At 67.9% G+C, this 26,919-nt stretch carries 24 protein-coding genes; 11 read left to right on the top strand and 13 right to left on the bottom strand.

Annotated elements, in window-relative coordinates:
* Nucleotides 1-41: 41 nt before the first annotated feature.
* Entirely contained in the window at nucleotides 42-1,562 is a 1,521-nt protein-coding gene (glpK, locus tag KOI47_RS07455; RefSeq protein WP_216215189.1) for a glycerol kinase GlpK, read from the bottom strand.
* A gap of 10 nt (nucleotides 1,563-1,572) precedes the next feature.
* Nucleotides 1,573-2,400, bottom strand: a complete 828-nt coding sequence (locus tag KOI47_RS07450; RefSeq protein ID WP_216215187.1) for an MIP/aquaporin family protein — start codon at nucleotides 2,398-2,400, stop codon at nucleotides 1,573-1,575.
* Between the two features lie 279 nt (nucleotides 2,401-2,679).
* Between KOI47_RS07450 and KOI47_RS07445 the strand changes: the two genes are divergently transcribed.
* From KOI47_RS07445 to KOI47_RS07435, 3 genes are all read left to right on the top strand, one after another.
* Nucleotides 2,680-3,444: an IclR family transcriptional regulator gene (locus KOI47_RS07445; RefSeq protein ID WP_216215185.1), complete on the top strand. Its 765-nt coding sequence runs from the start codon at nucleotides 2,680-2,682 to the stop codon at nucleotides 3,442-3,444.
* 12 nt (nucleotides 3,445-3,456) lie between these two features.
* Entirely contained in the window at nucleotides 3,457-4,974 is a 1,518-nt protein-coding gene (gene glpK / locus KOI47_RS07440) for a glycerol kinase GlpK (protein ID WP_216215184.1), read from the top strand.
* A 362-nt stretch (nucleotides 4,975-5,336) separates the two neighbouring features.
* Complete coding sequence (locus tag KOI47_RS07435) at nucleotides 5,337-6,527, top strand: DUF222 domain-containing protein (protein WP_216215182.1); 1,191 nt, start codon at nucleotides 5,337-5,339, stop codon at nucleotides 6,525-6,527.
* Between the two features lie 14 nt (nucleotides 6,528-6,541).
* On the opposite strand, the gene KOI47_RS07430 is transcribed toward KOI47_RS07435, so the two are convergent.
* From KOI47_RS07430 to KOI47_RS07420, 3 genes are all read right to left on the bottom strand, one after another.
* Nucleotides 6,542-7,168 (bottom strand): TetR/AcrR family transcriptional regulator, encoded by a 627-nt coding sequence (locus KOI47_RS07430; RefSeq protein WP_216215181.1) that lies wholly within the window; start codon nucleotides 7,166-7,168, stop codon nucleotides 6,542-6,544.
* A 43-nt stretch (nucleotides 7,169-7,211) separates the two neighbouring features.
* Nucleotides 7,212-8,105 (bottom strand): oxidoreductase, encoded by an 894-nt coding sequence (locus KOI47_RS07425; RefSeq protein ID WP_216215179.1) that lies wholly within the window; start codon nucleotides 8,103-8,105, stop codon nucleotides 7,212-7,214.
* 83 nt (nucleotides 8,106-8,188) lie between these two features.
* A complete protein-coding gene (locus KOI47_RS07420; RefSeq protein ID WP_216215177.1) occupies nucleotides 8,189-9,691 on the bottom strand; it encodes a flavin-containing monooxygenase in 1,503 nt (500 codons plus the stop codon).
* 151 nt (nucleotides 9,692-9,842) lie between these two features.
* Here KOI47_RS07420 and KOI47_RS07415 point away from each other — a divergent pair, with 151 nt between their 5' ends.
* The gene (locus tag KOI47_RS07415) at nucleotides 9,843-10,592 is read left to right on the top strand and encodes a class I SAM-dependent methyltransferase (RefSeq protein WP_232376598.1); all 750 of its coding nucleotides are present in this window, start codon (nucleotides 9,843-9,845) and stop codon (nucleotides 10,590-10,592) included.
* Nucleotides 10,593-10,667: 75 nt separating this feature from the next.
* Here KOI47_RS07415 and KOI47_RS07410 read toward each other — a convergent pair whose 3' ends face one another.
* The 4 genes from KOI47_RS07410 to KOI47_RS07395 form a co-directional block, all read right to left on the bottom strand.
* Nucleotides 10,668-11,918 carry a hypothetical protein gene (locus tag KOI47_RS07410; protein ID WP_232376597.1) on the bottom strand — a complete coding sequence of 417 codons (1,251 nt, stop codon included), beginning with the start codon at nucleotides 11,916-11,918 and terminating at the stop codon, nucleotides 10,668-10,670.
* A gap of 174 nt (nucleotides 11,919-12,092) precedes the next feature.
* Complete coding sequence (locus tag KOI47_RS07405; RefSeq protein ID WP_216215173.1) at nucleotides 12,093-12,767, bottom strand: TetR/AcrR family transcriptional regulator; 675 nt, start codon at nucleotides 12,765-12,767, stop codon at nucleotides 12,093-12,095.
* Nucleotides 12,768-12,794: 27 nt separating this feature from the next.
* Nucleotides 12,795-14,030 carry a YncE family protein gene (locus KOI47_RS07400; RefSeq protein WP_216215171.1) on the bottom strand — a complete coding sequence of 412 codons (1,236 nt, stop codon included), beginning with the start codon at nucleotides 14,028-14,030 and terminating at the stop codon, nucleotides 12,795-12,797.
* 159 nt (nucleotides 14,031-14,189) lie between these two features.
* Complete coding sequence (locus tag KOI47_RS07395) at nucleotides 14,190-14,726, bottom strand: hypothetical protein (protein WP_232376596.1); 537 nt, start codon at nucleotides 14,724-14,726, stop codon at nucleotides 14,190-14,192.
* 261 nt (nucleotides 14,727-14,987) lie between these two features.
* Here KOI47_RS07395 and KOI47_RS07390 point away from each other — a divergent pair, with 261 nt between their 5' ends.
* The 6 genes from KOI47_RS07390 (at nucleotide 14,988) to KOI47_RS07365 (ending at nucleotide 21,999) form a co-directional block, all read left to right on the top strand.
* Nucleotides 14,988-15,968 carry a hypothetical protein gene (locus tag KOI47_RS07390; RefSeq protein ID WP_216215167.1) on the top strand — a complete coding sequence of 327 codons (981 nt, stop codon included), beginning with the start codon at nucleotides 14,988-14,990 and terminating at the stop codon, nucleotides 15,966-15,968.
* 98 nt (nucleotides 15,969-16,066) lie between these two features.
* Nucleotides 16,067-16,996: an ABC transporter ATP-binding protein gene (locus KOI47_RS07385; RefSeq protein WP_216215165.1), complete on the top strand. Its 930-nt coding sequence runs from the start codon at nucleotides 16,067-16,069 to the stop codon at nucleotides 16,994-16,996.
* Nucleotides 16,980-17,843: a hypothetical protein gene (locus tag KOI47_RS07380; protein ID WP_216215164.1), complete on the top strand. Its 864-nt coding sequence runs from the start codon at nucleotides 16,980-16,982 to the stop codon at nucleotides 17,841-17,843. The genes KOI47_RS07385 and KOI47_RS07380 overlap by 17 nt, the downstream gene beginning before the upstream one ends.
* Entirely contained in the window at nucleotides 17,840-18,787 is a 948-nt protein-coding gene (locus KOI47_RS07375; RefSeq protein ID WP_216215162.1) for an ABC transporter ATP-binding protein, read from the top strand. Before KOI47_RS07380 ends, KOI47_RS07375 begins: the two co-directional genes overlap by 4 nt.
* Nucleotides 18,784-19,497 (top strand): ABC transporter permease subunit, encoded by a 714-nt coding sequence (locus tag KOI47_RS07370; protein ID WP_216215160.1) that lies wholly within the window; start codon nucleotides 18,784-18,786, stop codon nucleotides 19,495-19,497. The genes KOI47_RS07375 and KOI47_RS07370 overlap by 4 nt, the downstream gene beginning before the upstream one ends.
* Before the next feature lie 63 nt (nucleotides 19,498-19,560).
* Entirely contained in the window at nucleotides 19,561-21,999 is a 2,439-nt protein-coding gene (locus tag KOI47_RS07365; RefSeq protein ID WP_216215158.1) for a penicillin acylase family protein, read from the top strand.
* Nucleotides 22,000-22,034: 35 nt separating this feature from the next.
* Here the strand turns inward: KOI47_RS07365 and KOI47_RS07360 are convergent, their stop codons facing one another.
* A complete protein-coding gene (locus tag KOI47_RS07360) occupies nucleotides 22,035-22,550 on the bottom strand; it encodes a CGNR zinc finger domain-containing protein (protein WP_216215157.1) in 516 nt (171 codons plus the stop codon).
* Between the two features lie 60 nt (nucleotides 22,551-22,610).
* On the opposite strand from KOI47_RS07360, the gene KOI47_RS07355 reads away from it, so the two are divergent.
* Nucleotides 22,611-23,273, top strand: coding sequence for a LysE family translocator (locus KOI47_RS07355; RefSeq protein WP_216215154.1), 663 nt, complete (start codon nucleotides 22,611-22,613; stop codon nucleotides 23,271-23,273).
* Here KOI47_RS07355 and KOI47_RS07350 read toward each other — a convergent pair.
* From KOI47_RS07350 to KOI47_RS07340, 3 genes are read right to left on the bottom strand one after another with little or no spacing between them, the layout of a single operon-like run.
* Entirely contained in the window at nucleotides 23,227-24,327 is a 1,101-nt protein-coding gene (locus KOI47_RS07350; RefSeq protein WP_216215152.1) for a branched-chain amino acid ABC transporter permease, read from the bottom strand. The two genes, KOI47_RS07355 and KOI47_RS07350, sit on opposite strands and share 47 nt — an antisense overlap.
* Nucleotides 24,324-25,316 (bottom strand): branched-chain amino acid ABC transporter permease, encoded by a 993-nt coding sequence (locus KOI47_RS07345; RefSeq protein ID WP_232376595.1) that lies wholly within the window; start codon nucleotides 25,314-25,316, stop codon nucleotides 24,324-24,326. The genes KOI47_RS07350 and KOI47_RS07345 overlap by 4 nt, the downstream gene beginning before the upstream one ends.
* Nucleotides 25,317-25,325: 9 nt before the next feature.
* Complete coding sequence (locus tag KOI47_RS07340; RefSeq protein WP_216215151.1) at nucleotides 25,326-26,534, bottom strand: branched-chain amino acid ABC transporter substrate-binding protein; 1,209 nt, start codon at nucleotides 26,532-26,534, stop codon at nucleotides 25,326-25,328.
* Between the last annotated feature and the right edge of the window lie 385 nt (nucleotides 26,535-26,919).

Here is a 26,919-nt window from a genome sequence, read left to right as displayed (position 1 = left end):
TGCCCTCCCGTGCTGTTCGCGGCCCAGCCGCAGTCGCGTACTCATTCCTCGATCTCGACCCAGTCCAGGGTTCGCGATACCGCCTTCTGCCAGCCCGCGTAACCCTTGTCCCGCTGCTGGTCGTCCCAGCTCGGCAACCAGCGCCGGTCCTCCTGCCAGTTCTGCTCCAGCTCGTCGGTGGAGCGCCAGAACCCGACCGCAAGCCCGGCCGCGTAGGCCGCACCCAGCGCCGTGGTCTCGGCGACCACCGGGCGGGAGACCGGCACGCCGAGGATGTCCGCCTGTAGTTGCATGCACAGCTGGTTCGCGGTAACCCCACCGTCCACTCGCAACACGTCAAGGCTCACCCCGGAGTCGGCGGTCATCGCCTGCACCACGTCCTTGGTCTGGTAGCAGATTGCCTCCAGGGTGGCCCGCGCGACATGGGCGTTGGTGCTGTACCGGGAAAGCCCGAGCAGCGCGCCGCGGGCGTCGGAACGCCAGTAGGGCGCGAACAGCCCGGAGAAGGCAGGTACGAAATAGACCCCGCCGGTGTCCTCGACCTGGCTGGCCAGTGCCTCGCTCTGCGACGCACCGCCGATGATGCCGAGCTGGTCGCGCAGCCACTGCACGGCCGAACCGGTGACCGCGATGGAACCTTCCAGTGCGTACGCCGGCTTCTCCGCGCCGAACTGGTAGCAGACCGTGGTGAGCAGGCCGTGCTGGGAACGCACCAGCTCGTGCCCGGTGTTCAGCAGCAGGAAGTTCCCGGTGCCGTAGGTGTTCTTGGCCTCGCCCGGCCGGAAGCACAGCTGCCCGACGGTGGCCGCCTGCTGGTCGCCGAGGTCACCGGCGAGCGGGACCGCACCGCGCAGCGGGCCGTCCGCCCTTGTCGTCCCGTACAGCTCGGGGTGGGATGAGGGCATGATGGCGGGCAGCATCCGGCGCGGAATGCCGAAGAAGGACAGCAGTTCCTCGTCCCAGTCCAGGGTCTCCAGGTTCATCAGCATGGTGCGGCTGGCGTTGGTGACATCGGTGACGTGCACGCCGCCGTCCACCCCGCCGGTGAGGTTCCACAGCAGCCAGCTGTCCGTGGTGCCGAAAACCGCGTCCCCGGCCTCGGCCGCCTCCCGGACCCCCGCCACGTTCTCCAGGATCCACTGCAGTTTGCCTGCCGAGAAGTAGGTCGCCGGGGGCAGGCCTGCCTTGCGCCGGATGACCTCGCCGCGGCCGTCCCGGTCCAGCGCGGCCGCGATCCGGTCGGTGCGGGTGTCCTGCCAGACGATGGCGTTGTGGTACGGCCGCCCGGTCCGGCGGTTCCACACCACGGTGGTCTCCCGCTGGTTGGTCACCCCCAGTGCGGCCAGATCGCCCGCCCGCAGGTTCGCCTTGTTCATCGCGGTCTCGATCACCGCGCGGGTGCGTTCCCAGATCTCCGTCGGGTTGTGCTCAACCCAGCCCGCCTGCGGGAAGATCTGCTCGTGCTCGAGCTGGTGCCGGGCGATCTCGTTGCCGCCGCGGTCGAACACCATGAACCGGGTGCTGGTGGTGCCCTGGTCGATGCTGCCGATGTAGTCACTCATGGCTTGCTCCTCAGGCGTTGCGGGCCGCGGCGGCCGGGACGGGGGCGGGTTCGAGCGGCGGTTCGGGCGGCGGCAGGAAGCGCGCGATGAGCAGGCGGTAGGCCCCGACGCCGATGATGCCGCCGATGAGTGGCCCGGCTATCGGCACCCAGAAGTAGGGATGGCCGTGCTGGTCGAGCCAGGCCGTGCCGTATCCGGTGAGATAGGAGGCCAGCCGGGGCCCGAAGTCGCGGGCGGGGTTGATCGCGTAACCGGCGGCGCTGCCCCAGGCCATGCCGATGCCGACCACCACGAAGCCGACCACCACCGGGGCGAGGAAGGGCGGCGGCGCGAGGTTGCGCAGGTCGGTGATGGCCACCACCAGGAACAGCAGGATCGCGGTGCCGATGATCTGGTCCCGGAAGGCGCCGAGGTCGCTGATCGGCAGCACCCCGTTGCCCGGCAGGGTGGAGAACACGCCCTGGGTCTCGATGGTGTGCCCGGGGTCCACACTGGCCAGCACCTCGGAGTAGTTCCAGCGCACCAGCAACGCGGCCACGAAGGCGCCAGCGGTCTGCGCCAGCGCGTACGGGCCGACCTTGCGCCACGGGAAGTCGCGGAACACCGCCAGTGCCACGGTCACCGCGGGGTTGATGTGCCCGCCGCTGACCCTGGAGGCCACGTAGACCCCGAGGATCACGCCGAGCCCCCAGGCCCAGGCGATGCTGTCGTGGTCACCGATCCCGGCCGCGGCGACCTGGGCCACGACCCCGCAGCCGAACATGATGAGGATGAACGTGCCTGCAAACTCGGCGGCCATCTCGCCGACGAGCCCACGGGCCTTGAGCCGTTCGACCATGTCTCCTCCGGAAAAAGCGGGCTGCACGCCGAAGCGGCGGCAGCGTTGACGTCTGTTCGGAACAACCCGCGGGGTCGCGCTGGACATTAAGTACGGGTTTCCGAGGGGTCAACGAACCGGATTCGACAATGTCGAACGCTGGGGCCTGGTTTGATCCGGTTCGCCCGATTACTCTGCCGCGACTGTGACCCAGCTCATGACCTGCCCGGATGAACACGTTCGCAGGCCACCGCGCGTTCGACATTGTCGAACCCACGTCGACGCGATAGGTTCGAGCGCGTGCCTGGTCCGGTCCAATCCATCGAGCGCGCGGCCGCGATCCTGCGGCTGCTCGCCCGTGGCTCGGGGCGCCTCGGCGTCGGCGAGATCGCCAGTTCGCTGGAGCTGGCGAAGGGGACCGCGCACGGCATCCTCCGCACCCTGCAGGCGGTCGGCTTCGTCGAGCAGGACGCCACCAGCGGCAAGTACCAGCTCGGCGCGGCCCTGCTGCATCTGGGCACCAGCTACCTGGACGTCAACGAGCTCAGGTCCCGGGCAATCAACTGGGCGGACGCGCTCGCCTCGCGCAGTGGGGAGGCCGTGCGTATCGGCGCGGTGGCCGAGGGCAGCGTGCTGGTGGTGCACCACGTGTTCCGCCCGGACGACACCCTGCAAACCCTCGATGTCGGCACCCTGCTGCCGCTGCATGCCACCGCGCTGGGCAAGGTGCTGCTCGCCTACGACACCGACCTCGCCGCCACGGTGCAGCGCGGCGAGCTGGAGTCCTTCACCCGGCGCACGATCGGCAGCCCGCAGGCACTCACCCGGGTGCTGGCCGAGGTGCGCGACGCGGGCTGGGCTGCCGAGGTCGAGGAGTCGATGCCCGGCGAGGCCGGCATTGCCGCCCCGATCCGCTCCTATGGCGGCCTCGTGGTCGGCGCGATCGGCGTATCCGGCGCCATGGAACGGATCTGCGACTCCCGGTCCCGGCCGAGCTCCACTTTGGTCGGTTACGTCCGTGATGCCGCCCGCGCGGTGTCCCGCGATCTCGGGGCCGCCAGGTAACGGAGGCTGCTGATGGCACAGAAGTACGTGATGGCGATCGACCAGGGCACCACCTCGACCCGGTGCATTCTGTTCGATCACCGCGCCAGGCTGGTTTCCGTGGCGCAGCGCGAGCACCACCAGCACTTCCCGAAACCGGGCTGGGTGGAGCACGACGCCGTGGAGATCTGGCGGAATGTGGACCGGATCGTGCCGCAGGCACTGCGCGAGGCCGGCATCGAGGCGAACCAGGTCGCCGCACTGGGCATCACCAACCAGCGGGAGACCACCGTACTCTGGGACCGGCACACCGGCGCCCCGGTGAGCAGGGCGATCGTATGGCAGGACACCCGCACCGACGAGCTGGTCGAGCGGCTCGGCGTGGCCCCCGGCTCGGAACGGGTGCGGGAACGCTGCGGGCTTCCGCTGGCCACGTACTTCTCCGCGCCGCGGGTATGCTGGCTGCTGGAGCGGATTCCCGGGCTGCGCGAGCGGGCGGAGCGCGGGGACGTGCTGTTCGGCACCATGGAGAGCTGGCTGATCTGGAACCTGACCGGCGGGCCGGACGGCGGCGTGCACGTCACCGACGTCACCAACGCCAGCCGCACCCTGCTGATGAACCTCGGCACCCTGGACTGGGACGAGGAGCTACTGTCCTTTTTCGACATTCCACGCCGGATGCTCCCGGAGATCCGCTCCTCGACCGAGGTCTACGGACAGACCCGCAGGGTGGTGCCCGGTATCCGGATCGCCGCCACCCTCGGCGACCAGCATGCCGCCCTGTTCGGGCAGACCTGCTTCGCCGCGGGCGAGGCCAAGTGCACCTACGGCACCGGCAGCTTCCTGCTGATGAACACCGGAACCGAGCCGGTGCACTCCACCCACGGCCTGCTCACCACGGTCGCCTTCCGGATCGGGGACGAGCCCGCCCGTTACGCCCTGGAGGGCTCGATCGCGATCACCGGGTCACTGGTGCAGTGGTTCCGGGACGGGCTCGGCCTGATCACCAGCGCCCCCGAGATCGAGACGCTGGCGCGTACCGTGACGGACAACGGTGGCTGCTACATCGTGCCCGCCTTCTCCGGCCTGTTCGCCCCGCACTGGCGCAGTGAGGCTCGCGGCATCATCGTCGGGCTCACCTCCTACATCACCAAGGGCCACCTTGCCCGCGCCGTGCTGGAGGCCACCGGCTGGCAGACCCGCGAGGTGGTGGACGCGATGAACGCCGACTCCGGGCTGAGCATGGCCGAACTCAAGGTGGACGGCGGGATGACGGCCGACCACCTGCTGATGCAGTTCCTCGCCGACGTGCTCGCCGTTCCGGTGATGCGCCCGATGGTCGCCGAGACGGTTTCGCTCGGCGCGGCCTACGCCGCCGGGCTCGCCGTCGGATACTGGCCGGACCTGGAAGGGCTGCGGCGCAACTGGCACCGGGCCGCCCAGTGGCTCCCGCAGATGGAAGAGCGGCGCAGAACCGAGGAGTACGCCAACTGGCAGCGCGCCGTCGAACTCACCTTCGGCTGGATGCGCCCACACCGAACCGACAGCTGACCCGCGTGTTTGCTCCCCACGCGCGTGTGTTTGCCGTTCCCGCGCACGCTTTGGCTGCCCACGCGCATGCTTTGGCCGTTCCCGTACATCGTTGCTGTTCGCGTTGGCGAGTTTGCTGTTCGCGTGGGTGGTGAGGGGTGGTTGTGGCTGGGTTTCAAGCACGCCTCCGGCGCGCCGCGGGGCACTGGCGCTGCACACATCACCACTAGCAGGGCTGGTTGCTAGCGCCAGCACCCCACGGAACGAGCACCGTCCCCCGACCCGACATACACACTCCATGTCGAACACGCATTCGAGTGAATACCAGCGGGTATACATTCACACGGGGAATTTTCGTCGGTCCCGTCGATACAATTGTGGGTATGGACAGACACAGTTCTGATCCGCACACGGATCCCGCCGAAGACGCACTCACCACACTCGACCTATTGGAGGCCAACGAACGCGCCATCGCCCGGCTGGAAGCGCGGCGGGTGCTGCTGGTGGCCGACCTCGCCCACGACGGGGACGAACGGGTCTCGCTGGTGACCGAGATCGCCGGACGCCTCTACTGGACCCGGCACCGGGTGGAGGAAGCCCTGGCACTGGGACAGCACCTCACCCGGCTACCGAACACCCTCGCCGCCTTCCGCGAGGGCCGGATTGACCAGGAGAAGGTGAAAGCGGTGGTCGAACCCACCGCGGTCCTCACCGACCAACAAGCCCGCGAGGTGGATAAGCGGATGGGCGACAAACTGGAACGCAAAGACCGCACCAGCCTGCGGCGGTCGGTGCGCTACCAGGTACTCGCGGTCGACCCCGACGGAGCGGCGCAGCGCACCAAAGCGCGGCGGGCACAACGATCCCTAGAACTCATCCATCAGGAGGATGGGGTGTCCAGCCTCACGGCCGATCTGGCCACCGAGGTGGCCACGGCGATCTACGCGCGGTGTGACCGGGCCGCCCGACGGATGCGGAAGGAAGGGGACAGTCGCACGTTGGAGCAGTTGCGGGCGGATGTGTTCGCCGATTTGGCCCTCCGGGAGGACGGCGCCACCCGGGCGCCGCGGACGGAGGTGTACCTGTACTTCGCCGCCAGCTCCCTGCTGGGGCTGGACGAGCAGCCGGGATATGTGGCCGGGCATGGGCATATCCCGGCGTCGTTGGCGCGGGAGCTGGCCACCCACCCCGACAGTGTGTGGCGACGGTTGTTGACCGACCCGGCCACCGGGCATCCCACCGATCTGGGGCGTACGCGGTACCGGCCCCCGGCGGCGCTGGATGAGTTCGTGCGGGTACGAGACCGGGAATGTCAGGGCATCGGGTGCCACCGGCCCTCCCAGCAGTGCCAGAACGACCACACCACCGACTGGGCCAAGGGCGGCACCACCCGGGAAGAAGAACTGGTCGGGTACTGCGAACGCGACCACCACCTCAAAGACCTGCCGGGATGGAAATACGAAGTCATCGACGGCATACCCACCATCACCACACCCCACGGAGACATCCACCAAAGCCCCCGCGAACCCCTCCACGAACCCCTCACCCCAGAGGACGACAAACCACCCTTCTGAAATGGCGGAGGACGTTACTCGGGCGAGCGGATGCCCTCGAACATCACCCTGGTACCCGCCTGGATCCACCTGTCCCGCTGGGCGGCGGGGTCCTTCGCGGTCAGCAGGGACAGGCCACAGGAAATGATCACGCCGATCAATGCCTCGGCCGTCACCTCGGTGTCCAGATCGGCGCGCAAGAAGCCCTTCTCGACGCCGTTACGCAGGTACAGCTCCGTGCCCTTCGCCAGGCCGCGGTAGGTGTCCAGGGTGAGGGCGGTCATCTCCGGGTCCGCGCCAAGGGCCTCCACGAACATCAGGCGTACGACCTCGGGATCCTCGACGAACAGCGTGAACAGCCGGTCGCAGATCTGCTCCACCTGCTGGCGGTACTCCGCCACGGTGTTGGTCGCCTGCGGGTCGGCGAAGGCCATCACCGACATCAGCCGCTCGGCCGCGTTGGCCAGCACGTGCATCAGGATGTCCCGCTTGTTGGCGAAGTACCGGTAGAACGTGCCGTGGCCGATCCCCAACTCGTTCGCGATGTCCGCGATCCCTGCTTGGTGGTACCCGCGCTCGGTGAACACCTTGAAGGCCGCGTGCACGATCTCCGCACGCCGCTGCTCCGCCCGTTCCGCCGCTCGATCCGCTGCTGTCGTCATCGACACCGAGTATCTCACCCGTCGGCGTCTGGCCCGGCCGACGCTAGCTCCGGGCGGCCTCGAACTGGTAGCGCACGCCGGTCAGCTCCTCGGACAGCTCCCACAGCCGTTGCTGCATCTCCTCGTCGCGGGAAGCCCTGTTCGAACCGACCCGATGCGGGTACCCGCTCATCTCCCCCGGGCGGTTCGGCCCGATGAACGACCCACCGGGCAAGTCCGGCACGGTTGCGGCGTACAGCGTCGGCAGTGCGCCACGTTCCGCGCTCTGCGCGATCACCCGGTTCATCAACCTCATCCCGAGGTCTTGGATCGACTCGGTCCTGGTCTGCAGGTTGGTCGCGGCATACCCGGGATGCGCGGCCATCGAGCGCACGCCGGACCCCGCCGCCTCCAGCCTGCGTTGCAGCTCATAGGCGAACATCAGGTTCGCCAGCTTGGACTGGCCGTAGGCCGCCCAGCGCCGGTACCCGCTAGAGAAGTTCGGGTCCTCCAGCCGGATACGGCCCAGCCGGTGCAGAAAACTCGACAGCGTGACCACCCGGTCGGTGATCCGGTCCAGCAGCAGCCCGGTCAGCGCGAAATGCCCGAGGTGGTTCACCCCGAACTGGGTCTCGAAACCGTCCTTGGTGCGCCCCTTCGGCACCGCCATCAGGCCCGCGTTGTTGATCAACACGTCCACCGGACCCTCGAGCTCACCCGCGAATGTCCGCACCGAGCCGAGATCGGCGAGGTCGAGCGCACGCACCTGCACGTCACCGGTCAGCCCGGCGGCAGCCGCCTCACCCTTGGCGACGTCCCGGCAGGCCAGCACCACCCGCGCGCCCGCCGCAGTCAGCTGCTTCGCCGTGACCAGGCCGAGCCCGCTGTTCGCCCCGGTGACCACCACGGTACGTCCATGCTGGGCCGGGATGTCCTTCGCTGTCCACTTGCTACTCATCTGCTCACCCGGTACATATCGTCGTCCAGATCAGTCGAAGGTAAGGCATATCGCGCGGCGCGGCGACGCCAGACGTGCTCAACTCACGGCGGCAGGGACCGGTACCGATAGTCGTCCAGCGGAAACCGGCGGCTGGACCACCAGGCCTGCAACGCCGTGGTCGGGCGCAGCAACGAGAAGTCGCCGTGATGATCGATGTAGTACGTGTTCGCGCTCTCGCATCCGTTGGTGAACAGCAACGACCTGCTCGCGCGGCGGTGGGCGAACGCGAAGAACCGGTCGTTCGCCTCCTGGGTCACCTCGGCCGCGGTGGCGCCACGTCGCCGCGCCTCGGTGATCACCCGCAGCGCGTGATGCGCCTGCGTCTCGACCATCACATGCCAGGAACTGCCGGTCCAGGAAAACGGCCCGAAGATGAAGAAACTGTTCGGCAACCGGGGGATGCTCACGCCCTCATAGGCCTGCACCTGCTCGGTGGCGAAGAACTCCGCGAGATCGAAACCGTCCCGCCCGCGCACCGGCACCTTGCGGTAGTTCTCCGGGTCGTTCGCCAGCCGGAACCCGGTGGCCAGGATCAATGTGTCCACCTCGTGCTCGCGGCCGTCCCTGGCACGAACCCCGGTGGGCGTGATCCGCTCGATGCCCTCGGTCACCAGTTCCACATGGTCCCTGGTGAAGGTCCGATAGTAGGTGTTGGACACGCTGGGGCGCTTGCAGCCGAACCCGTAGTCCGGGGTGAGCTTGCGGCGCAGTTCTGGGTCCCGCACCTGCGTCCGCAGGTAGGCCCGGATCGCCCGCTCGGCGCGCTTCGCCACGAAGGCACCCGGCTTGCCGGACACGATCACGCCGGCCAGCAGCAGTTCGACGATCACCGCGGTGATCGCACGTACCACGCTCTGGGTGAACGGCAGCCTGCGAAACAGCGCCCGGACCGCGGGCGGGATCTTCAGGTCGGGCTTTGCGAAGACCCAGATCGCCCGGCGCTGGAACACGGTGAGCCTGCCGGCCACCTTCGCCACCTTCGGAATCAACTGCACCGCCGTGGAACCGGTGCCGATCACCGCGACCCGCTCGCCGCTCAGGTCGTGCCGATGGTCCCAGGCCGCGGTATGCAGCACCGTCCCCGCGAAGTCCGCGAGGCCGGGAATGTCCGGGGTGCGCGGATCGATGAACGCGCCGAGCGCCGTGATCACGTACCGGCAGGTGAGCTCGCCCTCGCGCAGGCTGATCCGCCACAGGTGGTTGCCCTCGTCCCAGGTCCGCGCGGTCATCTCGGTGTTCAGCCGGATGAACGGCCACAGGCCGTACTTCTCCGCGCAGTGATCGATATAGGCCTTGACCTCGCCGCCCTTGGGGAAAACCCGGGACCAGTCCGGATTCTTCTCGAAGGAGAACTGGTAGGTGAACGAGGGCAGGTCCACGGCGACATCCGGATAGGTGTTGTCCCGCCAGGTTCCGCCGATGTCCCCGGCCCGCTCGATGATCAGGAAGTCCTCGATGCCCGCGCGCCGCAGCGCGATACCCGCGCCGAGGCCGCCGAACCCCGCGCCGACCACGACGACCTGGTAGTCCGGCTGCTCCGCCATCTGAACCTCCGTGTGCGGAATGACTTGTCATTCCGCCTGCCCTTTCTATCACGGCACGGCTCGGAGGCAAAGGATTTCGGTTGACATGATCGACCGGACAGGAGGACGATCTCAGCAGGCGTTGAATTCTATTCACAGGGAAGGGGTCACCGTGCCTGACGAGCAGCCCGGCCAGCCATTCGCCGTGGAAGAGGTCGACTTCGAGGCGTTCTACCAGGGCAAACCACCCATCAAGGGTGAGGACATCACCTTCGACGTGGTGCCATGGGACATCGGTGAGCCCCAGGCCGCCGTGGTCGGGCTCCTCGCGGAGGGGCGCATCCACGGCGAGGTGCTGGACGCCGGGTGCGGCCTCGGCAACAACGCGATCGCGATCGCCGCGCAGGGCTACCCCGTCACCGCCGTGGACGGCGCGGCGACCGCCCTGGAACAGGCCAGGCAGCGAGCCGCCGAACACGAGGTGGAGATCCGGTTCGTCCAGTCCGACGCCACCCGGCTCACCGAACTCGATGCCGAACGGTTCGACACGGTGCTGGACAGCGCGCTGTACCACTGCCTGACCGACGAGCAGCAGCGGCAGTACGCGGCGGCGCTGCACCGGGTGGCGAAGCCAGGCGCGGACCTGCACCTGTTCTGCTTCGCCGATGTCGAGCGTCCCGGCATAGCACTGCCACAGCCGATCAGCCAGGAGAACCTGCGCACCAACCTCGGCGAACATTGGAACATTGTGGACATTCAGCTCACCCGCTACGCCACCGCGATGACCAAGGAAGCGTTCGAGCGGGCGGGCGAGAGCTGGCTCGGCGACGCCGGGGTCCCGGTCGATCCGGAGGAGTTCCAGCTGGACGAGAAGGGCCGGATCACCGGCCCGGTATGGCACCTGCACGCGGTGCGCCGATAGGTACCTACCAGCCGCCGAAAACGGGGTTGTGGATTACCTTGGCCGAAATCCACAACCCCGTTCCCGCGATCGACGTCAGCCGGTGACCGGTGCGTCGAGCAGGATCACTTCCGGATCAGGCGCGGCACAGGTCGCGGACGTCGGGTCCTGGCCATTGAAGCTCAGCTCCGCCGCCGCGGTGCCCAGGGTGATCTTCACGTGGCCGGATCCGGCCACGGGCCGCCATGGACCCGCGGTGAGCGTGCCGTCATCCGGCGGCAGTTCCACCACCAGGTCCTGGCCCCTGGTCAGGGTCGTCTCCGGGAAGTCGAAGCCGTCCCCGAGCACGTTGGACCTCCCAGGGGCACCGCCCTCGGCGATGAGGTTGAGCTCCCGCACCCGGCCGGACACCGTGTTGATCCCCGCGTCCAGCAGTTCGCCGACGGTGGCGGCGGGAATGATGAGCGCTCCGGATGCCTCGGTGAAACGAATGCTGCCATTCCGCGACACGGAAAGCGGGGTGAAGGCGCCGACCGCGATACCGACGTCGAACCGGGAACCGAGCACCGTGCAGCGGTACGGTGCGTTGATGATTCCGGCCTGGTTGTTGACCGGGACCGCAGGATAGTTCAACGGAACGTCGTGGAATGCCAACGGCGGGCCACCAGCCGGGCCACCGACCGCCATGGACAACAGCGCGTTGCCGGCCACCGGTTCGCAGTCGGCCCGGACCTTGATCGACCCTCCCCACACCGGCTTGAGGTCGATCAGCACCGCGGCGCTGTTGAACTGCAGGGTCACCACCCCAGCACCAGGCGAGGTGAACGGTCCGATGTCGGGAAACGTCGCCGCGGGGTCGACCGGCAGGCGCACGGTCAGCTCCTTGCCGAGCTCCAGCCCGATATCTTTGATCTCGATGGGGTCCTCGGCGATATTGCGTTGCTCGGGGTTCGCGTTGGCCGCGCCGATGTTCATCTCGGTGACCACCGCGTCCGCCCGGTTGACCCCGAACAGGGAGCCGAAGTCGGTCAGCCACCGGGGAAAGGTCATGCTGCCGGAGCCCTGCGTGAGGTAGAAGTCCTGGCCGGGCCGCAGCTGGGTGGGTGCCACACCCTGGATGTCGACGTTCATCGGCAGGTCGATGAGCTTGAGCCCACCGGCCTCGTGGCCGAGGCTGACCGCGCAGCTGATCGGCAGGTTGAACCGGCCGGAATCGGCACCGATCGGCGGCAGGTCCTCCGGCTCGAGGGCGGTCGCGGCACCCGGCAGGGCCGCCGTGAGCAGCAACGCTCCGCTCAGGGCGGCGCCCAACCGGGCACCGAACCGCCACGATTGCATTGAAACCATTTACCGGATTCCTTCCAGAAATGTTCGTAAACTGACACGTACCACTGAGGTACGGTAAAGTACCCGTACTTGGCGGGACAATGATCAATTCTGGAGAATCGATATTTTGTCAAACGGCGGCCACGCGCGGCCGGACGCCTCGGCATACGATGACAAAACCTGGCGGCGGCAGGCTCAGGACTTGCCGAAAAGCAGAACGATAGTGTGCACGAAGAGGTCCTCGAGCTCGGGAAGGGCGCCGGCGCCGCGGGTGTGCAGGCAGGTACGGATGCGTTCGGCCGTACCGCCGATGTAGAGCTCGAACACCTCCGGCGGCAGTTCCCTGATGGTGGGGTCCTGCCGTCGTGCCAGCCGGTGCAGCCTGCGGAAGGTCTCGGCGAAACCCGAGTTCACGGCGGTGGTGCGCGCGGCGAGCGCGGGACCGGCGGCGAACGTCTCGATGTAGAGCGACCAGGCGGCCGCCGGGTTCGCGGCCAGCGCACCGAGGAAGGCCCGCCAGGACTGCCGGACCCTGGCCCGCCATTCGTGCCGGGGGATGGCTTCGAGCGCGGCGTCGAGCTGGGCACCGACCTCGGCGACGGCCCCGTCGAACGCGGCCAGGAAACAGGATTCCTTACCGGTGAAATGCTCGTAGAAGGTGCGGCGGGACACTCCGGCCCGTTCCACCACATCGCCGATGGTGGCCACCGGATAACCTTTCTCGGCCACCACCTCGAACAGCCCGCGGACGATCCGCTCCCGCTGGGAGGCCGCCACGTCCTCCCGGCTCAGGCCGTGCCTGCCGCTGGGCAGACGCCCACCGGCGCGGCGAGCGGAATCGCCCCCTGCGGCCTCCGGAGTAGCGCGCACCGCGCCACCCTAACACCGCGGCGGAGCTCAGCCCGGCAACGCGATCCGGCCCAGCCGCATCCGCTGCGGGTGGTCACCGACCGCGGCGCTACCGGCCTCCGCCCCTGTCTGGTAGGAAACCGCTGAGACGCTGTCGGTACCACTCCAGGACACGAAGCAGTACTGCCCGTCGCTACTCGGCGTCGCCCAGTAGGGCTTGGTCCCGGACCGCACCAGTCCCTTGTTCCGGAAGGTCTCCTGCGACACGATCGTGGCGTAGTCCGACACCGTGCCCGCCACGCACAGTTCGGTGCCCTGTGGGTTCATCGCGATACCGTGGTGCGCGGAGTCCAGCGGGTACTGCTCCCGCGGAATGTCCTGCGCTTCTTCCGGGATCGGCAGGCTGGCCACCCGGGTCACCCGGTCCCGCTCCAGGTCGTACTCGATGAAACCGTGGAAGAAGGACACCTGGAAGTACACGAATCGCTCGTCGGCGGAGAAGGTCATCGGCCGCACGGCCGAGCTCATGTCCGGGTACCCGGCCGCACGAAGCTCGGCGCCCATGTCCAGCCTGCGCACGACCTCGTTGGTGGTGCTGTCGACCACCTGGAAGTAGCGGGCGCCCTTGGTGCTGTCGGCCCAGTTCCCGTCCAACGGCGTGTAGACGTGGCCGATACTGGCGTGGAAGATCCGGGAACCGTCGCGGGAGTACACGTTCTCGTGCGGCGAGTCCCCGGAGGGGAACCGGCCGACCTCCTGTCCGGTGTGGACATCGAGGATATGCACCAGGTTGGCGGTGGAAGCGGACACCGCGACGTGCTGACCGTCCGGTGAGATCGCCATATGGTCCGATCGCTGGCCCTCCACCGGGAACCGCCACTTCAGCCCGCCGCCCGCGAGGTCGATGGCAACGACATCGGCGAGGCTGGGCCGGGAGACGACCAAGGTGCGGCCGTCGGCCGTGGTGTACATATCGTCCACGAGCTGATCGTGTCCCTCGCCGATGGCGAGCCGGATCCCGAGGAAGTACAGCAGCCGCACCGGGTTGGTGTAGATCTCGCGCAGCCGCTGGTCGAGGTCGGGCACGACGTCGATCCGGCGGATCCGCTCCAGCCCGGCGTCCGGGCTGAGCACGTCCACCGTTCCGTCCCAGTTGTTCCCGACGAACAGCGCCTGCCTGGTCCGGGGGTCCGCCGGTGCCGCGACCGCGGCTGACACCGCGGGGACCGCCGCGACCAGCGCCAGCACCGCGGCGAGGGTCACGAACCGCCTGTTGCCAAGCATGTACCTTCCCTCCACCCGAGAACGAGAGCTACTTGTGAGTATGCTTCATGTTCGAGTGAGGGTACACGGCCGTCCGGGTGACACACAGGAATGTTGCGAGAGTCCGGCTCGCAACCGAACGAACTCCCGCAACATTCATTGACTGTCGCGAATCCTGCCTCAGCTGGACTGATGGGCGAGCCCGGCGTCACTCGTCAAGCTCGGACCGTTGCAGATCGAAGGCGCCATCACATGGGCCGGACTGCTCCAGCCCGCGCACCGGTAGCTGGAATGGCCGTACCAGTCGTGGCCGAACTCGTGCGCCGCCAGCAACGCGTCATCGTTGACGCCACCCATGTAGAGCGCGATCCGCTGGCCGCGACCCCAGTTGCAGCCGACGACCCGGGAGCCGCCCCCGCAGTCGGTGATGTAGCTGTTGCGGCACTCCACCGGGGTGCCGCCGCCCTCGCTCAGGCCCGCCCAGGCCGCGGCGCCCTGCCGGATCGCCGAGGCGTACGGTCGACAGGAACTCAGCAGGTAGTAGCTACGACGACTCGGGGTCTGCCACCCGCCCGGCGGTGGCGCGGCCTGCTGCTGCGCCATGGCTTCGATCTCGGTGGCCGTGATGGCGTGACCTTCCGCGGCGACCTCTGCCTGGGCCACCGGTCCGGCAAATGCCAGGGAAAGAGTAGCCGCGGCCGCCAGGAAAGTCCTCATGAACATATTTTTGAACATGACAGTGTCCTTGCACGCAGGGGAGAATCAGGTGGGGCGATTGGCCTCACCAAAACTGGACTCACCCAACGTATTGCCCGGCACTACCCCGTTCAACAGACCTTCGTAGGTATAACACCACTAAGTAAATACGGACACATCCCGGACACACCTAAGTTAATCCTTAACTAGTCCTATAAAGATGAGGTTAGTTGTTGACCGCGACCCTATCCTGGAGTTCACTCGATCCCCGAGGAGGTCCAGATGAGCAGAAGCAGGCGGGCATCGTTGCTGGCCATCGCCTGTGCGGCCGTGGTGGGCGCGGTGGGGCTGACCACCCCCACCGGGGCCATCGCCGCGCCGGACACCAACGCTCCGGCAGGCATGCATCGTTTCACCGTCTCGATCGGCGGGCTTCGAACGGATTCGAAACAGAACTGGGTGCGGTTGGGAACATACTCGTTCACCAGGGACAACAAGGTGTATGAGTCGCATTTCCACTGGTCCCAGCGCAAGCGCGTGCAGCGGAGCTATACCGGGGTGCGTGCCAGGAATTGCGTGGCACGCAACTGCGTGGTGCAGACGGCGGGTGGCTTTCAGGCCACCAGCATGCCGGAAAGCCTGTCCGGAACCTACACGGTGGACGGATCCACGCTCCGCATCCAGTGGGAAGGCAACGGCTGGGAAGAGTGGCGGGTGAGCCAGCCCTTCGAAGGAAAGCTCGCGAAGCTCACCTTCCTGCGCACCTCTTTCGGCGCCACCCACGGCTACGGCTATGGCAGCAATGCCGAGTGGGACGATCGGGCTTCGATGGCGGAGATCGCGGCCTTCGACCACTCCACCATGGAACACAACTTCCACCTGTGGAAGACGAACAAGGGAACGCCCTATCTGGACGAAGGGTCCGGTAGGCCGTTCTGGGTCACCGAGTGGCACCGGTGCGACGGCGACCGCTGTCTCGGCTCCCGTACCAGCAGCCCAACCGAGTACTACCTTTCCACCCCCAACACCACCTCGCGGGGCAGGCGGGACACGATCTGGCACTGGCGGACCTCGCTCGCGGACGGCCGCAACGAGTACTGTTACACCGGCAACTCGCACGTCAAGCCGATGCTCCAGGTCATCGACAGCGACGGCGGGTTCCACGGCTGGGTCGCGGTCGAGGCATCCCTGAACCAGACCGTCCCTTCCCAGGGAAGGGATGCCGATGACATCGGGGTGTTCGAACTGACCGACGTCGGTTGACGCCGCGCTTGCGATCCTGATGGTGCCCCGGACATCTCGGGGCACCATCAGGGTCATACCGGATGTCGGTGGGGTCCGGCTTCAGTAGCCTCGGCGCCGTGAACCTGATCGAGACGGAGTCACTGGAGAAGCGGTACGGCGCGAAGGTCACCGCGCTGTCCGAGCTCACGGTGACCATCGAACCCGGCATCGTCGGGCTCGTCGGCGCGAACGGGGCAGGCAAGAGCACTCTCATCAAGCTTGCGCTCGGGCTGCTGGAGCCGACCGGTGGCACGATCCGGGTGCTGGGCATGGACCCCGGCGCCGACGGTGCCGCGATCCGCGCCCGGATCGGCTACATGCCGGAGCACGACTGCCTGCCACCGGATCTCTCCGCCGCCGAGTTCGTCACCCACCTGGCGCGGGTCAGCGGCCTGCCAAGGGTCGCCGCGCGCGAGCGCGCCTCGGAGGCCCTGCGGCATGTCGGGCTCTACGAGGAGCGCTACCGGCAGATCGGTGGCTACTCGACCGGGATGAAGCAGCGGGTGAAGCTGGCCCAGGCGCTGGTGCACGATCCGGAGCTGTTGCTGCTCGACGAGCCGACCAACGGGCTGGATCCCGAGGGGCGCAGGGCGATGCTCGAGCTGGTGCACCGGATCGGCACCGAGTTCGGTATCTCGGTGGTGGTGTGCTCGCACCTGCTCGGCGAGATCGAGCGGATCTGCACCTCACTGGTGGCCATCGAGGGTGGCCGCCTGCTGCGCTCGGCGTCCCTGTCCTCGATGACCCAGCACAGCGATCTGCTGATGGTGGAGGTGGACGAGGGCGATGACCTGCTGGCGGACCGGTTGACCAGCGCCGGGTTGTCGGTGCGGCGCGAGCAGCGGGTCCTGATGGTGCGGTTGGCCGGGGACGAGACCTTCGACGCCATCCGGGACGCCGTCGCCGACTGCGATCTTTCGCTGCACCGCCTGGAGCGGCACCGCCACCAGATCGCCGACCTGTTCCGTGCCGACCCGACGGAGGTGAGCGATGTCCGCATCGGGTGAAGCCGGCGTCATTCACGACATCGGCTACCAGCACTACGAGGGTCCGCAGCTCGGTCGCCGGTACGCGGCGCTTGCCATCTACCTGCACAGCGTGCGCACCGCCTTCGGCCTCGGCCGCGGCGTCAAGGCGAAACTGCTTCCCATGGGGCTGCTCGGGATCGCCTGCATCACCGCACTGATCCTCGTGGTGGTCAGCAGCCAGCTCGGGATGACGGTGCTCAGCTACGTCGGCGTTGCCTCGACCTTCTCCTACGCGATCACCGCCTTCGTCGGCATCGTCGCGCCCGAGCTGGTGTCCAGGGACCTACGCAACACGCTACTGCCGCTGTACTTCTCCCGCCCGCCGCAACGCTCGGACTACGCGCTGGCGAAGCTGGGCGCGCTGATCACCGCTGCTTTCGTGATGTTCGCGGGCCCGATGCTGCTCATGTTCGCCGGCCTGGCGCTATCCACCGACGAGGGAATCTCCGGGGTGTTCACCGAGGCGGGGAACCTGGTCCTCGGGCTGATCTCCGGCGCGATCCACGCCACGGTGATCGGCGCCATCGCGTTACCGGTGGCATCGCTTACCGGGCGGCGGGTGTTCGCCACCGGAATGATCATCGGAATCTTCCTGCTGACCGCCCCGATCTCCGGCACCCTGCGCGAGCTGGGTGATGGCGCGACGAGCCAGCTCGCCGGGCTGCTCAACCCGGTCGACCTGCTGTCCGGTGTGGACAACTGGTTGTTCGGCGAGGAGTTCGTCCGGGTCGGCTCGTACGGCCCGTTCTACGGCCTGACCGCGGTCGCGCTCACCGCGGCCGGTACCGCCCTGCTGCTCAGGCGATACAAAAAGGTGAAGTCATGACCATGGTCGTCGAGAACACCCCGGCCACCCGCTCGTCCACAGTAGAACTCACCGGCGTGAGCCACTGGTACGGCAACGTGGTCGCGGTCAACGACATCACGCTCACCGTGGGTCCCGGCGTGACCGGCCTGCTCGGCCCGAACGGTGCGGGCAAGACGACCGTACTGCACATGATGGCCGGTTTCCTGCGCCCCGCGCAGGGCACCGTGCACCTAGACGGGAAACCGACCTGGCGCGATCCGGAGGTCTACCGCAAGCTCGGGCTGGTCACCGAACGGGAGAGTGTGCCGGGTTTCCTGACCGCGCGGGAGTTCGTGCTCAGCAGCGCGAAGCTGCACGGCCTGAAGGATCCGGCCGCCGCCACCGCCATGGCGATCGACATCGTCGAACTCGGCGAGGCCAAGGACCGCAAGATATCCACGTACTCCAAGGGAATGCGGCAACGAGCCAGGGTGGCCGCCGCACTCGTGCACGAGCCTTCCGTGCTGATGCTGGACGAGCCCTTCAACGGCATGGACCCGCGGCAGCGGCTGCACATGATGGACCTGCTGCACCGGATGGCCGAGGAGGGGCGCACGATCCTGTTCAGCTCGCACATCCTGGAGGAGGTCGAGCAGCTGTCCGGCACGATCCAGGTGATCGTGGCAGGCAGGCTGGCCGCATCCGGGCACTACCGGCACATCCGCAAGCTGATGACCAACCGGCCGAGCGTGTACCTGCTGCGCTCCTCGAACGACCGCAGGCTGGGCACGGTACTGATGGGCCTGGACGTGGTCTCCGGCGTGGAACTGGAGCCTGCCGGGCTGCAGGTGCGCACCAGCGACAGCGGCACCTTCACCCGTGCGCTGGCGAAGCTCGCGCGGGCCGAGGACATCCGGTTGACCACGGTGCAGCCCAGCGACGACTCCCTGGAAAACGTCTTCTCCTACCTGGTGGCGCAATGAACCTCACCATCGCGGGCCTGACCGCGCGGGCCCTTTTCGGCCGGCGCAGGCTGCTGCTCCTGCTGCCCATGCCCATCCTGCTCATCGGCTTGACCGCACTGGCGGCCGGCACCTCGGCGGATCCGGCGGGGTGGGGTCCGATCGTGCTCGGCGACCTCGGCCTCGGCGTGATCCTGCCGCTCACCGCGCTGATCATCGGCAGCAGCGTGCTGGGGCTGGAGATCGAGGACGGCACGATCACCCACATCCTCTCCAAACCCGTGCCGCGCAGCGAGATCATCTTCAGCAAGCTGGTCGTTGCCTGGGCCGCGACGGTCGCGGCGACCGCCGTGCCGCTGGCCATCGCGGGGGCCATCGCCGAGTCACCCCTGCTCGCGATCGGGCTCGGCCTTGGCACGGCGGTGGGGGCGCTGGTCTACACCGCGCTGTTCCTCGCGCTCAGCCTACTGTCCCGCAGGCCGGTCGCCGTCGGCCTGGTCTACATCATGCTCTGGGAAAACGTGCTGACCAGGTTCGTCGACGGCGCCAGGGTGCTGAGCGTGCAGCAGTACTCGACCACCCTGGCGGGCGGGATCGCGGACACCGAACTGCTCACCGGCCAGATCCTGCCCCTCACGGCCGCGCTGCTGGCCATCGCGTTCACCGCGCTGGGCGCGACCGTGGCCACCACCCGGCTGCGCTCCTTCACCCTCACCGGCGAGACCAGCTGAGCCGGACCGGAATCAGGGTGATCCCTGATCCACCTTCCAGCCTGCTGCGGTAGAAAGAGGCGCATGCGAAAGGCCACGCCCTTCGGAAGGCGGCTCGCGGCGCTCGCCCTCGCCGCCACCACGGTACTGACCACGATTTCCGGAGTCGCCGCGGGCGAACCGGCCGCTGGGGAGACCGAACTGAAGGAGGCGGCGGGACGTGGCCTCGCCGCGAACATCCGCTATACGGAGTACGGGATCCCGCATATCAAGGCCGCCGACTTCGCCGGGCTCGGCTACGGCTACGGCTTCGCCACGGCCAAGGACAACATCTGCGTACTCGCGGACACCTATCTCACCGTCGGTGCACAGCGGTCCCGCTACCTCGGCCCGGACGCACCCGGCAACAGCGCGCTCGGGTCGGCGCGCACCAGCCTGAGCAGCGACCTGTACTTCCAGCAGATCATCGACTCCGGGGTGGTCGAACGCGCGCTGGCGGCCCCGCCACCGCGCGGGCCGCGGCCCGAGGTGCGCGAGATCATCCGCGGCTACGTGGCGGGATACAACCGCTACCTGCGGGACACCGGGGTCGCCGGCATCTCGGACCCGGCCTGCCGTGGCGCCGAATGGGTTCGCCCGATCTCCGAGATCGAGGTGTACCGCCACTTCTACGCGGTCGCCACGATCTCCGGGCAGGGCCAGCTGGCCGACAGCATCACCGCGGCCGCGCCACCCGACCCAGCCGCGGGTGTGGCACCGGCCGAACCGGCGATCCCGGCCGATGCCGCGGACCGGGTACGCCGTGCCATGGGTAAGCAGGACATGGGCAGCAACGCGTTCGCCATCGGCAGCGACGGTACGGCGAACCGCGGGGGCCTGCTGCTGGGTAACCCGCACTTCCCCTGGCACGGCGGCAGGCGGTTCTGGCAGTCCCAGCTAACCGTGCCGGGACGGCTCAACGTCAGCGGCGGCAGCCTGCTCGGGCTGCCGCTGGTGCACATCGGCTTCAACCGCAACGTCGCGTGGAGCCACACCGTCGCCACCCCGACCACGTTCGGCCTGTACGAGGTCGACCTCGTACCCGGCGAGCCGACGACCTACCTGGTCGACGGCCGCCAGGAGAAGATGACCAGCCGCGCGGTCTCCGTGCAGGTGCGCGGGCCGGACGGCTCCCTGGACACCGTCGAGCGCACGCTCTACTCGACCCGCTACGGGCCGGTGCTTTCCCCCGCGTTCGGCCTGCCGCTGTCCTGGACCGAAACCAGCGCCTACACGCTCCGGGACGCCAACCACGGAAACCTGCGCGGCCTGAACACCTGGTTCGAGCTCGGCAGGGCGCGCGACACCCGCGATATCGAGCGCGCGTTGTCCGAGACCCAGGGTGTGCCCTGGGTCAACACGGTGGCAGCCGACCGGCGCGGCCGTGCACTCTACGCCGACATCCAGGTCGTCCCGCATGTGACGGACGAGCTGGCGCGGCAATGCAGTACCCCGCTCGGCGCGCGGATCTTCCCGGCCAGCGGCCTCCCGGTGCTGGAAGGCTCGCGGGGCGAATGCGCCTGGGGCACCGACCAAGACGCGCTGATACCCGGCATCTTCGGCCCGGACCGGATGCCGGTGCTCTACCGCACCGACTACGTGGCCAACTCCAACGACAGCGCCTGGCTGTCGAACCCGCGCCAGCCGATCACCGGTTACCCGCGGATCATGGGTGATATCGGCACCGAGCGTGGCGCCCGCACCCGGATGGCGCTCACCGCGATCGAGGAGCACCTCGCCGGTGGCCGGTTCTCCCGCCGGGACATGCAGGAGCTGCTGTTCGACGATCGCAGCTGGGCAGGAAGACAGGCGGCAGCCGATACGGCAAGGATGTGCGCCGGCCTCCCGGACGGGCAGGCGCCCACCTCCGGCGGCGGCACCGTCCAGGTCGGCCGTGCCTGCACCGCACTGTCCGAATGGGACCACCGGATGGCCACGGACAGCCGCGGGGGTCTGCTGTTCGAGCGGTACTGGCTGAAGGTCGCCCGGCTCCGCGACCTGTGGCAGGTGCCCTTCGACCCGGCCGACCCGATCGCCACCCCGCACACGCTGGACACCACCGAGCCGCGGGTGCGGCAGGCACTCGGCGACGCCATCACCGAACTCCGGGCAGCGGGGATCGAACCGGACGCCCCACTCGGCGAGAACCACTACGTGGTGCGCGGCGGCGACCGGATCCCGGTGCACGGTGGGCACGGGACGCAGGGTGTGCTCAACATGATCGTTTCCGAGTGGGATCCGGAACGCGGCAACACCGAGGTGGTGCACGGGTCCAGTCATATCCAGGCGGTTTCGTTCGGCCGCGGTTACTGCCCGGACGCGGCCACCCTGCTGACCTACTCGCAATCCAGCGATCCGAGCTCGCCGCACCACGCCGACCAGACCCGGCTGTTCGCCCAGGGCAAGTGGGTACGGTCCCGGTTCTGCGAGTGGGACATCCGGACCTCACCCGAGCTGCGGATAGTGCGCCTGCGCGAACGCTGACCGGCAGGCGGGGCCGGCCTCACGGTCTGCCCTTCCTACCGCCGTTTCGACCTGCTGCGATACGCGGCGACCTTGTGCCGGTTCAGGCAGGTCGGGGAGCAGAACCTCCTGCGCCCCGCAGGGGAGGCATCCGCGTAGACGTCGGTGCAGTTCGCGGCGTGGCACAGGCCGAGCCGGTGCTGCCCGTGCGCGCCGAGCCAGTCGAGCAGGCAGATCGCCATGGCGCCGGGTAGCACGTGCCACGGCGCCCGGACCGACCAGCGGGTACCGTGCTCCGTCGCGACCGGTGCCGGAGCGGTGGACCGCAGGAGCCTGTTCAATGCCTCCAGGGCGTGCCCTTCCGGTGCGGCGGAGAAGACCCGGTATGCCTCGTTCGCCGCCGGCACCAGCTCGCGCGGGGGCATGGCGGCCAGGTCCGCGGGCACGCCTGCGATACCGGCGATCTCGGGATAGGGCATGTCCCGCTCCCCGCTGACGACGCGCGGGCGGTCAGCGTACTCGTTCACCAACTGGACGAGGCCGCGCATCTCGAGCACAGGGACTTCAGGCACTCTGGGAGTGTAACCACCATTTGGGCTGCATGGAGTTACGTCATGCTAACCTCCGGACCCATGGCAACCGGTTACACCTTGATCGACGTCAGCGTGCTTCCGGCCTTCCTCATCGCCGTCATGGTCATCCTGCTGGCGCCGGGCCCGGACATGGCCTTCATGATCGCCACGGGCCTCGGTGGCGGCAGGCGGGCGGCAACCCTGGCGGCCTTCGGCATCACCGCGGGCGTGAGCGTGTACGTCATCCTCACCGCACTCGGGCTCGGCGCTTTCCTTGCCGCGGCGCCGAGCGCGGCCGACGCGATCCGCCTGGCAGGCGCGGCCTACCTGGCTTATCTCGCGTGGACGACCTGGCGGTCCAGCGGGTCGCCGGTGACCGCATCCGCCGCGCCCGCGCGGGTGTTCCGGCGCGGCTTCCTGGTGAATCTGTCCAACCCGAAGATCATGCTCTTCTTCACGGCCTTCCTGCCCCAGTTTCTCGGCGAGGCCACGGCGAACCCGGTCTTCCAGCTGCTCATGCTCGGGGTGGTCCTGCAGGCGCTCGGGCTGCTCTCCGATCTCGCGGTCGGCTATGCGGCCGGTGCGGTAAGGGACTGGGTGCTGCTGCGCTCCAGGGTCCGCGTGCTGCTGGACCGGCTCTCCGCCGGGGTATACGGCGGACTGGCCGGATTCCTCGTCATCGACGTGGTTCGGAATCATCTGCTGGCCGATAGCACAACCTGACCCGGCGTGCAGGGAGCACACCCTGCGGCCGGAACACCATCAACGCCACCAGCACGATCCCGAAGAACAGGTACTTGTAGTCCCCGAGCGGCTGCCCGCCCAGCTCGACCGACATGAACCGGTTCGGCAGGTACACGATCAGGAAGGCGCCGACGATCACCCCGAACTTGTTGCCTCGGCCACCGATGATGACGGCGCACAGGAACAGCATCGAGTTGATGATGTTGAAGTTCGTCGGGTTCACGAACTGCACCTGCCCGGCGTAGATCGCCCCGGACAGCCCGCCCAGCGCCGCGCCGACCACGAAGGCCCACACCTTGAACCGGAACGTGGGCACCCCCATGATCTCGGCGGCCTCCTCGTCCTCCCTGATCGCGATCCACGCCCTGCCGACCCGGCTGCGCTCCAGGTTGCCGGCCAGCACCAGCACCAGGAGGATCAGCCCGAGCCCGAGCCAGAACCACGCCACTCCGGCGTCGATCGGGCCGATCACGTTACCGGCGGCGAAGTAGCCCTCCGGCCGCTCCGCCGAGGCCCCCACGTTCGGATAGGCGATCTCCCGCAGGCCGCGGCTGCCGTTGGTGACCTCGGAGAGGTTCTCGGCCAGCAGCCGCACGATCTCTCCGAACCCCAGCGTGACGATGGCCAGGTAGTCCCCGCGTAGCCGCAGCGTCGGCATGCCCAGCAGCAATCCGGACACCGCCGTGATCGCCGCCGCCAGGGGCAGGGCCGCCAACCAGGCCCAACCCGATGCGAACAGGCCACCGGCGTGCCACGGGCTTTCCGAACTGGTCAGCAACGCGACCGTATAGGCGCCGACGGCATAGAACCCGACATATCCCAGGTCCAGCAACCCGGCCTGGCCGACCACGACGTTGAGCCCGAGCCCGACCAGCGCGATCATCGCGACCTGCGCCATCACCCAGGAGAACGAGGTGCCAGGGGTGTCCAGCAACGGCGGCGGGAACATAGGCAGTACCGCCAGCGCGGCCACCCCGAGCACCGCCATGGCCCAGCGCAGCGGTCGCGGCCACGTCCTGACCGTGCCGGTCATGCTCGCACCTTCCCGAGGCTCTCCCGCAGAATCCCGGTTGGCCGGAACATCAACACCGCGACCAGCACCACGAACGCGACGACATCGCGCCACTCCGCCCCGAAAAGCACCTGGCCGTACAGTTCCAGCAGGCCCAGCAGCAACCCCCCGAGCAGGGCACCACGTACGTTGCCGATGCCGCCGAGTACGGCGGCGGTGAAGGCCTTGATTCCCAGCAGGAACCCGCCGGAGTAGACGATCGCGGACGGGATCTTCAGTGTGTACAGCAGTGCCGCGGCTCCGGCCAGCACCCCACCGATCAGGAAGGTCAGCATGATGACCCGTTCCCTGGACACGCCCATCAGGGTGGCGGTTTCCGGGTCCTGCGCGGTCGCCCGGATGCCACGGCCGAGTCTGGTGCGGTCGAGCAGCAGCTGGGTGCCTGCCGTCAACACCACGGCGATCACGACGATCACCAGGGTCAGGTTGGTGACCGTCCCGGAGAAGATCCGGAACTGCCCGGTCTGCTCGACCAGCCGGATCGGCTGTTGCGCATCGGCGCCACCGAGCGAGGGCCACAGCTGGGGCAGCACCAGATGCACCAGTTCCTGCAGGACGAAGGACATGCCGACCGCGCTGATCAGGAAGGCCAGCCGATCGGCGCCGCGTTTGCGTAACGGCCGGTAGGCGACCCGTTCCAGGCCGACCGCCGCCGCGCCCGCGACGGCCATACCCAGCAGCATCGCCGCCGCGAGATAGCCGACCGTCGCGACCGTCCCCAGGTCGTAGCTGTTGCCGCTCGGCCGGAAACCCAGCAGCAGCAAACCGGCGTACTGGCCGAACATGCCCAGCATGAAGATCTCGGCGTGGGCGAAGTTGATGAGCCGCACCACGCCATAGACGAGTGTGTAGCCGACCGCGACCAGCGCGTAGATCGCACCGTAGCTCAGCCCGTCGATGGTCAGCTGCCAGAAGCCCTCGGCAAGGCCCGCGATGTTGAAGTCGATCAAGGTGCTGTCCTACTTGACCTCGTACATCGTGATCCGGGCGGACACGAGTTCCCCTTTCTCGTCCCATTCGTAGGTCCGGGCGATGCCGTCTCCCCGGTAGGAAGCCACAAAGTCGAGCAGTTCGGCACGGGTCGTGCTACCCGCGTCAATGCCCTCGAGAAGGATCGTCGTCAGGTCGTACGCCTCGACCGAGGCGAGCCCGGGTGGGTGGCCGTTGTGCTCGGTGTAGTCAGCCACGAACCAGTCCGGGATCGGTTCGCATGGGCAGGTCAGAATGGCACCTTCGGCGGCGTCCCCGGCCTGGGTGACGAACTGCTGGTTGTTGGCCGCGTCGCCCGTCACGAACCTGGCCGTGCTCCCGCCGTCCTCGAGCTGGCGAGCCAGCAACGCCGCCTCGGCGTAGAAACCTGCGAAGAACACCGCGTCCGGACCTGCGGCCTTGATCTTCGAGACCACCGCCGAGAAGTCCTTGTCGCCCTTCTTGATGCTGGCCGAGCAGGCGGCCTCGTCGGCCGCGCCAAGGGCCTCCCGCACCGCTTCGGCGAGGCCCGCACCGTAGTCGGAGTCTTCCGAAACGACACAAACCGAGCCGTACCCGGCCGTGCCGGCCAGGTACCTGCCCACGGCCGTCCCCTGCACATCATCGTTGGCCAGGCCGCGGAAGAAGGTCCGCCAGCCGTTCTTCGACAACGACACATTGGTCGCCGAGGAGTTGAGCGAGACCAGGCCTGCCTCGCTCAGCACCTGGCCGGTGGCTTTGTTCTCCCCTGAGAACAAAGGTCCGACCATACCGATGATCGACTCGTCGTTGACGATGCCGGGGATGACCTGGGTGGCCTTCTGCGGATCGCCTTCGGTGTCGAAGTTCCGCTGTGTCACCTGGCAGTCCGGATTGTGCTGATTGTGCCGGTCGATCGCCATCCGCACCGAGGATCGGATGCTCTGGCCCCAGGCCGCGTCCGGGCCGGTCATCGCGCCTGCCACCGCGATGCTCCTCGGCTCGCAGGTCGCCTTGCCGTCTCCGCCCGGATCCGCTGCCTGCTCCAGGCCCTCCGCCCGGTCGGGTTTCCGCCCGGCGTCGATCGAGGAGACCTTTCCTTCCGGGCCGATCGACGAAACCGGCACGATACGGAACTCATCCGAGCCATGGGAAGTACTGTCTTTTATGCTACAACCCGACAAGATCAAGACCGTGATCAGCACCAATGTCCGACGCATCTCAACCCCCCAGTCACGCCCTCTTTTGTGTGTCTTATCACCAGGTGGACGTTAACGAATACTTCCGTATCAGCAGCAGTGGATCATACCGGGTTCGATACGTATCCGACGACGTGTAGTGCAAACATAGGTGATCTCTCACCTGTATGGCGCAGTGAAAATTGCGAACGATGCCACACAGCGACCACCACCCGCGACTTCCGACTTCCGCTGCACCAGGTTGGAGTCTTCCGATCATGGTATGTCACATGGTAAACCCGTTCCGCCGGGCCGTTGCCCGGAAGACTGAGGGGATATGCTGGTGCAATCGCCAACCGAGACCGAGCCTGCTTCCCTGCCCGCAGGCTGCACCGACGAACCACTGACGCGCCGGCATCCATCCCAT

The organism is Amycolatopsis aidingensis, assembly GCF_018885265.1.
Lineage (GTDB): Bacteria > Actinomycetota > Actinomycetes > Mycobacteriales > Pseudonocardiaceae > Amycolatopsis > Amycolatopsis aidingensis.
Note: the sequence above shows the minus strand (reverse complement) of the source record. Positions and strands in the feature narration are given on the sequence as shown.

Bases quoted from the DNA above. Each gene is read 5' to 3' on its own strand.
- glpK (WP_216215189.1), bottom strand. From the start codon at position 1,562: ATGAGTGACTACATCGGCAGCATCGACCAGGGCACCACCAGCACCCGG.
- KOI47_RS07450 (WP_216215187.1), bottom strand. From the start codon at position 2,400: ATGGTCGAACGGCTCAAGGCCCGTGGGCTCGTCGGCGAGATGGCCGCC.
- glpK (WP_216215184.1), top strand. From the start codon at position 3,457: ATGGCACAGAAGTACGTGATGGCGATCGACCAGGGCACCACCTCGACC.
- KOI47_RS07435 (WP_216215182.1), top strand. From the start codon at position 5,337: ATGGACAGACACAGTTCTGATCCGCACACGGATCCCGCCGAAGACGCA.
- KOI47_RS07430 (WP_216215181.1), bottom strand. From the start codon at position 7,168: ATGACGACAGCAGCGGATCGAGCGGCGGAACGGGCGGAGCAGCGGCGT.
- KOI47_RS07425 (WP_216215179.1), bottom strand. From the start codon at position 8,105: ATGAGTAGCAAGTGGACAGCGAAGGACATCCCGGCCCAGCATGGACGT.
- KOI47_RS07420 (WP_216215177.1), bottom strand. From the start codon at position 9,691: ATGGCGGAGCAGCCGGACTACCAGGTCGTCGTGGTCGGCGCGGGGTTC.
- KOI47_RS07410 (WP_232376597.1), bottom strand. From the start codon at position 11,918: ATGGTTTCAATGCAATCGTGGCGGTTCGGTGCCCGGTTGGGCGCCGCC.
- KOI47_RS07400 (WP_216215171.1), bottom strand. From the start codon at position 14,030: ATGCTTGGCAACAGGCGGTTCGTGACCCTCGCCGCGGTGCTGGCGCTG.
- KOI47_RS07395 (WP_232376596.1), bottom strand. From the start codon at position 14,726: ATGAGGACTTTCCTGGCGGCCGCGGCTACTCTTTCCCTGGCATTTGCC.
- KOI47_RS07390 (WP_216215167.1), top strand. From the start codon at position 14,988: ATGAGCAGAAGCAGGCGGGCATCGTTGCTGGCCATCGCCTGTGCGGCC.
- KOI47_RS07380 (WP_216215164.1), top strand. From the start codon at position 16,980: ATGTCCGCATCGGGTGAAGCCGGCGTCATTCACGACATCGGCTACCAG.
- KOI47_RS07375 (WP_216215162.1), top strand. From the start codon at position 17,840: ATGACCATGGTCGTCGAGAACACCCCGGCCACCCGCTCGTCCACAGTA.
- KOI47_RS07370 (WP_216215160.1), top strand. From the start codon at position 18,784: ATGAACCTCACCATCGCGGGCCTGACCGCGCGGGCCCTTTTCGGCCGG.
- KOI47_RS07365 (WP_216215158.1), top strand. From the start codon at position 19,561: ATGCGAAAGGCCACGCCCTTCGGAAGGCGGCTCGCGGCGCTCGCCCTC.
- KOI47_RS07355 (WP_216215154.1), top strand. From the start codon at position 22,611: ATGGCAACCGGTTACACCTTGATCGACGTCAGCGTGCTTCCGGCCTTC.
- KOI47_RS07350 (WP_216215152.1), bottom strand. From the start codon at position 24,327: ATGACCGGCACGGTCAGGACGTGGCCGCGACCGCTGCGCTGGGCCATG.
- KOI47_RS07340 (WP_216215151.1), bottom strand. From the start codon at position 26,534: ATGCGTCGGACATTGGTGCTGATCACGGTCTTGATCTTGTCGGGTTGT.